Origin of the sequence: Collinsella sp. HCP3S3_E11, assembly GCF_052067375.1 — a bacterium.
Lineage (GTDB): Bacteria > Actinomycetota > Coriobacteriia > Coriobacteriales > Coriobacteriaceae > Collinsella.
In genome coordinates this window covers 21,478-33,436 of sequence record NZ_JBQHQI010000004.1, presented here as the reverse complement: position 1 = coordinate 33,436, position 11,959 = coordinate 21,478, and the positions used below count along the sequence as shown (strand labels likewise).

Here is an 11,959-nt window from a genome sequence, read left to right as displayed (position 1 = left end):
GTGGTCTTCGCCCCCCAGGGAAAACATACGCTGTCGCACCGCGTTTTTGTGACGATCTTTGTTTGCGCCATGGCGGTTATCGTGGCGTTTACGGTGCTGGGTGCGTTCTTTGTGCAAAACACCTTGGCGGATGCCACGAGTGCCAATCTGGCGCAGGAAACCGAGCTCATTGCTGCCGCCCTCGACGAACAGCAGGAGCCCATCCCGTTCTTGCGTAGCCTCGATCGCGAGGACTTGCGCATCACGCTGATTAACAAGGATGGATCGGTTGCCTACGACAACGAGGCGTCGCCTTCCTCACTGCCCAACCATGGCGATCGCCCCGAGGTCATCGAGGCCTTTGAGAGTGGTTTGGGTTCCGCGGAGCGCGCAAGCTCTACGCTCGACGAGATTATGCTGTATCGCGCCGTCGCCCTTGATAACGGCCAGGTTGTCCGCTTGGCGCAAGCCCAGCCTGGCGTTGCGGCGATTTTGCTGTCGATGGTGGCGCCGATGCTGCTTATCGCAGCAGCGGGTGCAGTACTCTCGTTTTTTATGGCGCGCCGCGAGTCCCGTGCAATCATCGCGCCGTTGCAAGAGGTGGATTTGGACCACCCACGCCGTAGCTATGAGCACGCCTATGCCGAGATGGTCCCCATGCTTGAGCGTATTGAGTCGCAGCGCCAGGAACTCAAGCGCCAAATGGCGGTGCTAGCGGACAACGACCGAATGCGCCGTGAGTTCACGGCCAATATCACCCATGAGCTCAAGACCCCGCTTACCGCGATTTCGGGCTATGCCGAGCTTATTGCAAACGGCATGGTTGAGGGCGAGGACGACTTGCGCAACTTTGGTGGCCGCATCTATCGCGAGGCGGGCCGCCTGGCGGCGCTCGTCAACGACATTCTTACGCTTTCCAACTTGGACGAGGCGGAGCGAGCATCCGAGGGCGAGGCGGTGCCCATTGGGTCCACAGAACCCATCGAGCTCTCTCGCGCCATGTTGACGGTGGAACAGCGTCTTGAGCAAGTTGCCCGGCAGTCGAATGTGACCATTGGGCACGAGACGAAGCCCATGGTGATCGAAGGCGTGCCGCGCCTGATTGACGAGCTGATCTACAACCTTGCAAGCAACGCCATTCGATACAACCGACCTGGCGGTACGGTCACGCTGCGCTGCGGGACCAATGACGAGGGTCATCCGTACCTGTCTGTTGCCGATACGGGTATCGGTATTGCGCCCGAGGAGCAGGGTAAAGTGTTCGAGCGTTTTTATCGCGTGGACAAGAGTCGTTCTAAGGCGCGTGGCGGAACCGGCCTGGGTTTGGCGATCGTCAAACACGCCGCTCTGTACCATCACGCCGCGATTGACCTGTCGAGTGAGCCGGGCGTGGGAACCACCATTACGGTAACGTTTCCCGTGCAACAAGAGGGACCGTTCGCGTAGCGGCATAGCAAAAACCGAGGATTAGACGGTACGCCCGCGCCTCCGCTGCCGCGTGAATTGTTGCGCAACTTACACGCGGACGCTGTATCTTATGTATAGAGCTCGGGTATGGCAGAAATATGCGATATTATACGAGCAGTTTTGTCGATACGAACTAGGGAAATGAAAGGCGAACTGCATGACCCTTCTTGAACTGTTCCAGCTGCTTAAAAAGCATCTCAAGCTGGTCATTGCCCTTCCGGTGGTCTGCGCGATCGCCATGGGCGTCGTCTCCTTCATCATGATGGACAACACCTACACCGCCACGACGAGCATGTACATTCTCGCCAAGACCGATGGCGGCCAGATGAGCTATAACGACCTTTCGGCGAGCCAGATGCTTTCCAACGATATCGCCACGCTGCTCGACAGCGATAGCGTTAAGAGTGGTGCCGCCAAAGATCTGGGCCTTTCCGATCTGGATGATTACAAGATTGCCGTTTCGTCCGAGACCACGACGCGTGTCATTACGCTTTCGGTGACGGGTACCGATGCCAAGGAGACGGCCAAGGTTGCAAGGGCCATGGCCAACTCGGTAAGCACGGTCGCCCAAAATGTTGGCGCCGCCCAGAGCATTAACGTGGTCGATGAGGCCAAGACCCCTGAGTCTCCGAGCGGCCCCAAGCGCTTGCTGTACGTTGCCGTTGCGTTCCTTGCCGGCGTCTTTATCGCAATTGCCTACGTTGTTTTGGAAGATATGCTCAACACGCGTATTCGCGGTGCCGAAGAGGCGGAAGAGCTCCTGGGTATTCCCGTTGTTGGCCGAATTCCGGCTATGAAAGGTGGTAAATAGGCATGGCTAAGGCGAAGAGCACCGATAAGCTTGTTGTGCAGAATGCCGCCAAGACCCTTTTGGCCAACATTCGCTTTTCGAGCGTAGACGATCCCATTCGCACCATTACCGTTACGTCCTCGATTCCCGACGAGGGCAAGTCTACGGTTTCCATCAACCTTGCCCAGGCTATCGCCACCAGCGGCAAGAGCGTTCTTCTGGTCGAGGGAGACATGCGCCGCAGGTCTCTTTCCGATATGCTTGGCGTTCGTTCGCGTGGCGGACTCTACGCAGTCCTGTCCGAGCAGATTTCCATTGACCAGGCAATCGTCGAGACGGGTCAGAAGAACTTCTACTTCCTCGATGCTGAGCCTCATATTCCCAATCCTGCCGACATCATCGTGTCTCACCGTTTTGCCAAGCTGGTTAAGGCGTTGTCTGCCAAGTTCCAGTATGTCATCTTTGACGCTCCTCCGGTCGGCACCTTCATCGATGCTGCCGAGATCGCCAGCCTGACTGACGGCACGCTGTTTGTGGTGCGCGAAGACTTCACCAAGCGCGAGGAGGCGCTCAACGCCATCGCTCAGCTTAAGAAGTCCGAGAAGGTCAGGCTCATCGGTACCGTTATGAATTACTGCGAGACCGAGACCAGCGATTATTACTATTCTTACTACACCAAGGAAGGTAAGAAGGTAAAGAACGGTTCCGCTGCTCAGGGTGCTTCTAAAATGGGCATCTTTACCAACCGGGCAAACGTTTAGTTGATTAAGGTCGACCTATGCGCGACATTCATTGTCATATCTTGCCGGGTGTAGACGACGGCGCTGCCGATCTTGATGAGAGCTTGGCGATGCTTGCAGCTGCCAAGCAGGCTGGCGTAACCAGAATTGTCTGCACCCCGCATTGCCGAGATCCCTATTTTGACTACGACAAGATGTGGGATGCCTTTGAGCTATTGCGGGATAACGCAGATGGTTTTCCGCTTCAGATGGGCTTTGAGGTCAACCACCGAAAGCTCGTCGAGCTGGGCATCGACGCTGCGGAGTACCTGCATTTCGATGGAACCAACGAGTTCCTGCTCGAGCTTTCGACGCATGCTGATTCCTATGCGTTTAGAGAGTACGAGAGTACGATTTACGATTTGCAATGCCGCGGCTACCAGGTAATCATCGCTCATCCCGAGCGATATCGCGCTGTTCAAAAGGATGTGAGTGTGGCCGAGCGTCTGGTCGATATGGGCTGCAAGCTGCAAGCTTCGGCAGACTTTATCGCCGGCGGCCGCTTTGGTCGCGAGAAAAAGCCGGCGCAGCGCCTGTTCGACCAGAACTTGTACAGCTTTATCGCGAGTGACGCCCATAACGTGGGCCACTACGATTGCCTGGCAAAAGCGCGTGCGAAGTTTGGCGTGCGCGGGGCTCATTTTCGCTAAAATCTGTCCCTAACGTTCTTACTGAATGAAGGGGCCGCTTTGGATATCCAACTTAAGACAGGTTGCTTTGAGGACGCGGCGCTGGTGCGCCGCGCCGTTTTTATGGACGAACAAGGCTATGAAAACGAGTTTGACCAGATTGACGAGGACCCGGGCTGCATCCATGTGACGCTGTATGTGGATGGCCAACTCACCGGCTGCTCGCGCGTGTTTCCCGAGGAGCTGGAGCGCGCGGCAGATGCGGAGGCTCCGGTGCCACCGGCGTGCGACTTGGACGAAGGCGTCGCCGCGGGGGAGACCTACATTATGGGGCGCGTCGCCGTGCTGCCGGCTATGCGTCGTCGCGGGTTGGCAAGCGCGATCGTCGAGGCCAGCGATACATGCGCACGCGATGCCGGCGCTAAACTTATTAAGCTGCACGCGCAGGAATACGTGTTGCCGCTCTATGAAAAGGCTGGCTACACACAAATTGCCCCGGTTGACTACGAAGACGAGGGCCAGCCCCATGCCTGGATGGCCAAGCGCGTAGATGGCAGATAGGGACGTTCCTTTCCTGTCGACAGTTGGGGACACTCCTTGGCAATTGGCGCATCGGAGTGCTCGGACATACAGTTTTTCGATTCCGCATGTATATATGCGCGCTAATGGGTTATAAAATCTAAGTCTGAACATAGCAGGTCTGCGATACGGCTCGGGCAACCGGGCTGTTTTTGCGGACGGGGGTAGCGCGAAAGGACTGCACATGCGTCAATTTAAGACCGAGAGCAAAAAGTTGCTCGACCTCATGATCAACTCCATCTACACCAACAAGGAAATCTTCCTGCGCGAGCTTATCTCTAATGCGAGCGACGCCGTCGACAAACTCAACTTTAAGAGCCTGCAGGATCCGAGCGTCAAGCTCGACCAGGGCGACCTGGCTATTCGCGTCTCCTTTGATAAAGACGCCCGCACCATTACCATCTCGGATAACGGCATTGGCATGACCGCCGAGGAGCTCGAGCGCAACCTGGGCACCATCGCCCATTCCGGCTCCGAGGAGTTTAAGACCGAGAACGCCGAGCAGCAGGGTTCGGATGTCGACATCATCGGTCAGTTTGGCGTGGGCTTCTACTCGGCCTTTATGGTCGCCAGCCACGTGAAGGTGGTCAGCCGCGCTTATGGCGAGGATGTCGCCCATGTGTGGGAATCCGACGGTCTTGAGGGCTATACCATCGAGGACGGCGAGCGCGCCGAGCACGGCACCGATGTCATCCTGACGCTGCGCGAGAACGAGAAGCTCGACGCCGATGGCGAGGCCGAGACCTACGATCGCTTCCTGACCGAGTGGGGCCTCAAGAGCCTGATTCAGCAGTACAGCAACTATGTGCGCTACCCGATCCAAATGATGGTCTCCAAGAGCCGCCAGAAGCCCAAGCCCGAGGACGCGCCGGAGGATTACAAGCCCGAGTACGAGGACTACCAGGAGCTCGAGACCGTTAACTCCATGACGCCGATCTGGAAGAAGCGCAGCTCCGATGTTGAGCAGAAGGACTATGACGAGTTCTACAAGTCTACGTTCCACGACTTTGACGATCCTGCGCGCACCATCAGCTTCCACGCCGAGGGTACGCTCGAGTACGACGCCCTGCTGTTTGTGCCGGGCCGCGCGCCGTTCGATTTGTACAGCAAGGACTACGAGAAGGGCCTGGCGCTCTACAGCTCCAACGTCCTGATCATGGAGAAGTGCGACGACCTGCTTCCCGACTACTATAACTTTGTCCGCGGCGTCGTGGATTCCGCCGACGTGTCGCTCAACATCTCGCGCGAGACGCTGCAGCAGAACCGTCAGCTCAAGGCTATCGCCAAGCGTGTGGAAAAGAAGATTACCGCCGACCTTGAGGATATGCGTGACAACGACCGCGAGGCCTACGAGAAGTTCTTTGAGAACTTTGGCCGTGGCCTTAAGTACGGCATCTATTCGAGCTATGGCATGAAGGCCGATGAGCTCGCCGACCTGCTGCTGTTCTGGTCTGCCAAGGAGCAGAAGATGATTACCCTGGCCGAGTATGCCAAGGGCATGCCCGAAGATCAGAAGGCCATCTACTACGCCGCCGGCGACTCGCGTGAGCGCTTGACCAAGATGCCCGTGGTAAAGGGCGTACTCGACCGCGGCTATGACGTGCTGCTGCTGACGCAGGATGTGGATGAGTTCACGTTCCAGGCTATGCGTGAGTACGTTGCCGTCGATATGCCCAAGATCTACGAGGACGATGCTGCCCGCGAGGCTGCCGAGAAGGCCGTTGCCGACGGTGCCGAGCCCGAGGTCGAAGATCGTCACCTGGAGCTCAAGAATGTCGCTACCGGCGATCTTGACCTGGCGACCGAGGACGAGAAGAAGGAGGCCGAGGACGCCACTAAGGAGAACGAGGACCTCTTTAGCGCCATGAAGGAGGCACTCGGTGACAAGGTCGAGAAGGTCGCCGTCTCTGCGCGCCTGACCGATGCTCCCGCGTGCATCACCACCGAGGGTCCGCTTTCGCTCGAGATGGAGAAGGTGCTTCAGAAGGGTCCCGAGGGTGCGCCCGACGGTATGCCCAAGAGCCAACGCGTGCTCGAGCTCAACGCCAAACACCCGGTCTTTGCCAAGCTCGTCGCCGCTCAGAAGGCGGGCGACGCCGACAAGATCAAGCAGTACTCCGGCCTGCTCTATGACCAGGCCCTGCTCGTGGAGGGTATTTTGCCCGAGGACCCCGTTGCCTTCGCAGCGGCTGTCTGCGAGCTTATGTAATTGGTTCCGCCGTTCTAACGAACGGCGGACCGGTCGACGCTGCGCGGGCACCAGAGCGACAACTTGTCATTCAAAGAGGACGGCATGACCAGAAGGTCTATGCCGTCCTCTTTTCATGCCAATTTGTTCGCTCTGGTGCCCGCTCGCTGGCATTGCCAAAACATCGACGTTACCGTGGTCCAAACTAGTCGTTGGGGACGTTCTTGTTTGACTGGTCGTTTAAGAACGTCCCCAATGACTAAAGAACGTCCCCAACGACTAGTTGGGTTGCTAATTTGTGCGGGTTGTGGTTTTGTGACCTGCTGAAATTTAAGATACTGTACAACTGTACGTTAACTCATCTTCGTAGTATATTGCTACCCGCAAAACTCAATACCATTGTGCATCGAGACGTTAAAACGCCTTCGTACAATGGTTATCGATAGTACGATTCGATTCAACGACAGGATGGATGGTCCAAGCGTGAGTCTCGGCAGCAAACTATCCGATGCAAAGGTTTCCTTTGCAATCTTTAAACGCGACATCAAGCGATTGATCGTGAACCCCGTCGCCCTGGTGGTTACCCTCGGCGTGTGCGTTATTCCCTCGCTGTATGCCTGGTACAACATCGTTGCCAACTGGGATCCGTACGGAAACACCCAGGGTATCAAGATTGCCATCGCCAACAACGATCAGGGCACCCAAAACGACTTGGTGGGCGAGCTCAACGCGGGCGATAAGGTCGTCGATCAGCTCAAGGAGAACGATCGGCTGGGCTGGACCTTCGTCGATTCGGCGGCCGATGCCAAAGAGGGCGTCGAGAGCGGTGAGTACTATGCGGCCATCGTAATCCCCAAGAACTTCTCGGATAACCTGGTTTCGATGCTCGACGGCAACTACCATCAGCCCAAGCTTACGTACTACGTCAATGAGAAGAAGAGCGCTATTGCGCCGAAGGTTACCGACACCGGTGCAAGCACCATCGAGGAGCAGATCAACTCGGAATTTGTCTCCACGGCGGGCGAGACCGTTGCCGGTATCGCCAAGGATGCCGGAGTCGATTTAAAGGACAAGGCAACCCAGACCCAGGATTCGCTGGCAAGTTCGGTGTCCGAGGCATCCGATACCTTGGGCGAGGTGCGTGGTTCGATTGGCGACATGAATGCCGCCATCGATAAGACGAGTGGTTCCATTGCCTCGGCAGATGCAGCACTTGCCGGTCTACAGGGTCAGGCGCCGTCGCTGACGCAGGCGATCTCCCAGGGCAACGACCTGCTGGGCGAGGCTCGCGCCACGGCGGGTAATTCCATCACCTCGCTCTCCAAGGCGCTCTCGGAAGGCAGCCTTGCGCTCACCAAGACGTCAGCCTCCGCGAACGCTGCGATTGGCAAGCTGACGGGCACGGTCACATCTACGACCACCCGTATCGACAACTCGCTTGAGTCTCTCCAGGCGACGATCGACCACAATAAGGCCGTTATCGAGCACTTGGAAATTCTCGTTAATGACACGTCGACAGGTTCCGAGGAAATTGACGCGCGCATTGTATCGACCATCGATTTGCTCCGCGAGCAGAATGAAAAGCTTCAGAGCATCAAGGATAGTCTGTCTGCGCAGTCGAGCGCCATGGCGAATGACGCCGCGGCTGTCTCGGGTGCCAGCGACGCTATCAATAACGCAATCCAGACCGGTGCGACTAACCTTGGCCAGGCCCAGACGGACCTGGGTCAAAACGCGCTGCCGAAGGCCTCGAGCGCGCTTGATTCATTTGCCGCCGTCTCGGGTGATCTGACGGGAATCGTGTCTGGCCTCACGCCTGCTATTGCAAGTGCGCGCGGTACACTTTCGCAACTCAACGCTACGCTCGGTCAGGCCAAGACCACGCTGTCCCAGACCGATGCCTCGCTTGCCAAGGTCCAGGACAAGCTCGCAACCGCCGCCAACGACATTGCGGCGCTGCAGACCTCCGAGTCCATGGGCGAGCTGGCTGAACTGATGGGTGTCGACGTCAATGACGTGGCAGACTTTATGGCATCTCCCGTAGAGCTGACTTCCAAGTCAATTTTCCCGGTCAAGAGCTTTGGCTCGGGCATCGCTCCCTTCTATACCAATCTGGCGCTTTGGGTGGGCGGCTACGTGCTTATCGCTATCTACAAGCTCGAGGTCGACCGCGAAGGCATCGGCAGCTTTACCGCGCGTCAGGGCTACTTTGGCCGCTGGTTGCTACTGGTGATCCTGGGCGCGTTGCAGGCCATTATCGTTACGGTAGGCGATCTGGTGATTGGCGTGCAGTGCGTCAGCCCGCTGCTGTTCGTGCTGGGCGGCATCGCCATTTCGTTCACCTACGTCAATATCATCTATGCGCTGTCCACCACGTTTAAGCATATCGGCAAGGCGATCGGCGTCATTCTGGTTATCGTGCAGATTCCGGGCTCTTCGGGCATGTACCCCATCGAGATGATGCCCGGCTTCTTCCAGTGGCTGCATCCGCTGCTGCCCTTTACCTACGGCATCAATCTGCTGCGCGAGACGGTCGGCGGCATGTATTCGTTCAACTACCTGTTTAACCTGTGCATTCTGGGCGTGTTCTTGATCGTGGCGCTCTTTATCGGCCTGCAGCTGCGTCCGCTGCTGCTCAACCTTAACCTGCTCTTTGATAAACAGCTTTCCACGACCGGTATGATGATTTGCGAGTCCAACGACCTGCCGCGCCAGCGCTACTCGCTGCGCACGGCCATGCGTGTCATGCTCGATTCTGATTCGTACCGTCGCGAACTGCTCGATCATGCGGTCGCCTTTGAACATCGCTACCCGTACTACATCAAGGGCGGTTTTGCCGCCGTGGTGGGCGTTCAGGTCCTGCTCTTTGTCCTGTCGACGGTTCTCGATATCGACAATAACGGCAAGATCATCCTGCTTGTCATTTGGATCATCTCGGTTATTGCCATCTGCGGCTGGCTTATCAATATCGAATATATCCGCGCGAGCCTCAATACCCAGATGCGCATCTCGGCGCTTTCGGATGAGGACTTGCGTCGCGAGATGCGCGAACACACGGCCGCCATTCCTGCCGCCCGCCACATGTTTGGCCTCAACGCCAGCGAGCGTGGTGCCAAGGGCGGCGATCAGTCCACGGGCCGCTTGCCGCATATAGGCTCGCACCATAAATCTCAGGGCAGCGACAGCACAGCCACAAATGATGGAGATACCACCGCGCTTGGCAAGCACTCCAAAGGAGGTGAGGCATAAATGAAGAACATCCTGCATCTGTTTAAGCGTGATGTCCAAAACGTGTCTCGCTCCGTGATTGGCTTGATTGTCGTGATGGGCCTCATTATCGTGCCGTGTCTGTACGCGTGGTTTAACATCGCCGGCAGCTGGGATCCGTACGGCAACACCGGCAATCTTAAGATTGCCGTGGTCAACACCGACGAGGGCTACGAGAGCGATCTGATTCCCGTCGAGGTCAACGTGGGCGAAAACGTAACCGCCACCCTGCGCGGCAACGAGAACTTCGACTGGGTTGTCCTCAACGACCGCGATAAGGCGATCGAGGGCGTTAAGTCGGGCGCGTACTACGCTGCCGTCGTTATCCCTAAAACGTTTAGCGCCGACATGATGACGCTTTTCTCGACTGAGGTGAAGCACGCCGATATCGAGTTTTACGAGAACCAGAAGGCCAACGCCATCGCGCAGATCGTGACCGAGAAGGGTTCGAGCGCCGTCCAGAGCCAGGTCAACGAGACCTTTACCAAGACCATCACGTCCATCGGCCTTAAGACGGTGTCCAGCCTGCTCGATTACATGAGCACCGACCAGGTCAGCAACTTTATCGCCAACCTGTCCTCGACGCTCGGCGATTCGGTCCAGGACCTGCAGGGCGTTCAGGCCAGCGCAACGTCGCTTGCGGGCATTTTGAGCTCCACGTCCGATTCGCTGACGTCGGCGAGCGGTATGCTCCAGCAGACGGGTACCGTCGATGAGTCGACCAAGCAGTTGATGGAGCACGCCAAGAGTGGCATCAATGATTCCAAGGAAGCGCTCAAGGCCGCCAACGATGCCGTTGACGCGGCGATTGACGGAAGCGCGGGCTCGTTCGACAATGTGTCTGCCGAGCTCGCGAAGGCGTTCGACACCGCAAACCAGCATGTGGACCTTACGGTGTCCCAGCTCAACGATGCCGCGGCGGCGCTCAATACACGTGCCGACGATATCGACGCCACGGCCGACCAGCTCCGCGGCTTTGCCGAGCAGGTCAGTGACGAAAAGCTCCAGGAGAGCCTTAAGTCTGTAGCAACATCGCTGGGCAGGATCGCGGTGGAGTATCGCAACAACGCCAAGGACCTGACGGCAACTGCTAAGTCCCTTTCTGACAGCATGGCAGAGGTCAACAGCACGCGTGCCGAGGTCGATCAGGCCATCGCCGATGCCAAGGCCGGCATCGCGGGCGCCAAATCCGATTACGATTCCACGTTCTCGGTTAAGGCCAAGGAGCTCAAGAAGACCGTCTCGGGGGTTCTGGATTCACTGAATGGTATTTCGAGCGATCTGAATAGCGCCGTAGACGGCCTGACCGACGCATCCGGTTCGCTGGCAAAGGGCCTCTCCAAGGCTGCAAAGCTGGTCAACAAGGTTTCCGATCAGCTGGGCGAGGCGTCGGACAAGATCGGCGCGTTTAAGGACGAGCTCGACGGTGCCCTTATGTCTGATGATCTAGCCACGATCAAGACGATGATCGGCAACGACCCCGAGGGCCTCGCCGCGTCGCTTTCCGGCCCCGTTGCGCTCGACCGCAAGCCGGTCTACCCGATTCGCAACTACGGTTCGGCCATGGCGCCGTTCTATACGATTCTGTCGCTGTGGGTTGGCTCGATCGTACTGGCGGCCATGATGAAGGTCTCGGTCGACGATGAGCTTATCAACGAGCTCATCCCCGTACGCCTGCACGAGATCTATTTGGGCCGCTACTTGTTCTTTGGCGGCTTGGCCTTGCTGCAGGCGACGCTCGTGTGCGCCGGCGATATCTTGTTCTTTGGCATTCAGTGCGACAACCCACTGCAGTTTGTGCTAGCGGGCTGGGTCGCGAGTCTCGTGTTCTCCAATATCGTCTACACGCTTACGGTTTCGTTTGGCGATATCGGCAAGGCGCTCGCTGTCGTGCTGTTGGTCATGCAGGTCGGTGGTTCGGGCGGCACATTCCCCATCGAGATGACCGGCCCCGTGTTCCAGGCGATCTATCCGTTCCTGCCGTTTACCCATGGCATCAATGCCATGCATGCCGCCATGGCTGGCGGCTACCATATGGAGTACTGGGTTGAGCTGGGTATTCTGGTGAGCTATCTGATTCCGTCGCTGGCCCTGGGTGTGGTCTTCCGTCGTCCGGTCATCAAAGCTAACGACTGGATTATCGAAAAGCTGGAGAGTACAAAACTAATCTAGCGCAACAATGTGAACACTGACATTGCCGGAGCATCGAGGCTTTTCTGTTCGATACTTTAGTGGGCTGAATTGCGTGGGCTGCTTGATTGTTGCTACAGTTGCGGGGCGT

The 11,959-nt window shown here is 57.4% G+C and carries 8 protein-coding genes; all 8 read left to right on the top strand.

What is annotated here, in order from left to right:
• The 8 genes from ACTM86_RS03875 (at position 1) to ACTM86_RS03840 (ending at position 11,850) form a co-directional block, all read left to right on the top strand.
• Positions 1–1,425, top strand: a complete 1,425-nt coding sequence (locus ACTM86_RS03875) for a sensor histidine kinase (protein WP_441015683.1) — start codon at positions 1–3, stop codon at positions 1,423–1,425.
• Between the two features lie 178 nt (positions 1,426–1,603).
• On the top strand, positions 1,604–2,257 hold the full coding sequence (locus tag ACTM86_RS03870) for a YveK family protein (RefSeq protein ID WP_441015686.1): 654 nt from the start codon (positions 1,604–1,606) through the stop codon (positions 2,255–2,257).
• A gap of 2 nt (positions 2,258–2,259) precedes the next feature.
• Complete coding sequence (locus ACTM86_RS03865) at positions 2,260–2,997, top strand: CpsD/CapB family tyrosine-protein kinase (RefSeq protein WP_441015689.1); 738 nt, start codon at positions 2,260–2,262, stop codon at positions 2,995–2,997.
• 17 nt (positions 2,998–3,014) lie between these two features.
• Positions 3,015–3,665, top strand: coding sequence for a tyrosine-protein phosphatase (locus ACTM86_RS03860; protein ID WP_441015692.1), 651 nt, complete (start codon positions 3,015–3,017; stop codon positions 3,663–3,665).
• Positions 3,666–3,704: 39 nt separating this feature from the next.
• Positions 3,705–4,205: a GNAT family N-acetyltransferase gene (locus ACTM86_RS03855; RefSeq protein WP_427795298.1), complete on the top strand. Its 501-nt coding sequence runs from the start codon at positions 3,705–3,707 to the stop codon at positions 4,203–4,205.
• 202 nt (positions 4,206–4,407) lie between these two features.
• On the top strand, positions 4,408–6,432 hold the full coding sequence (gene htpG / locus ACTM86_RS03850) for a molecular chaperone HtpG (RefSeq protein WP_427719038.1): 2,025 nt from the start codon (positions 4,408–4,410) through the stop codon (positions 6,430–6,432).
• Between the two features lie 462 nt (positions 6,433–6,894).
• Positions 6,895–9,660 (top strand): YhgE/Pip family protein, encoded by a 2,766-nt coding sequence (locus ACTM86_RS03845; RefSeq protein ID WP_441036939.1) that lies wholly within the window; start codon positions 6,895–6,897, stop codon positions 9,658–9,660.
• Complete coding sequence (locus ACTM86_RS03840; protein WP_441015698.1) at positions 9,661–11,850, top strand: YhgE/Pip family protein; 2,190 nt, start codon at positions 9,661–9,663, stop codon at positions 11,848–11,850.
• The last annotated feature ends 109 nt before the right edge of the window (positions 11,851–11,959 follow it).

Excerpts from the sequence above, each read along its gene's own strand:
- htpG (WP_427719038.1), top strand. The coding sequence starts at position 4,408 with ATGCGTCAATTTAAGACCGAGAGCAAAAAGTTGCTCGACCTCATGATC.
- ACTM86_RS03860 (WP_441015692.1), top strand. The coding sequence starts at position 3,015 with ATGCGCGACATTCATTGTCATATCTTGCCGGGTGTAGACGACGGCGCT.
- ACTM86_RS03865 (WP_441015689.1), top strand. The coding sequence starts at position 2,260 with ATGGCTAAGGCGAAGAGCACCGATAAGCTTGTTGTGCAGAATGCCGCC.
- ACTM86_RS03870 (WP_441015686.1), top strand. The coding sequence starts at position 1,604 with ATGACCCTTCTTGAACTGTTCCAGCTGCTTAAAAAGCATCTCAAGCTG.
- ACTM86_RS03840 (WP_441015698.1), top strand. The coding sequence starts at position 9,661 with ATGAAGAACATCCTGCATCTGTTTAAGCGTGATGTCCAAAACGTGTCT.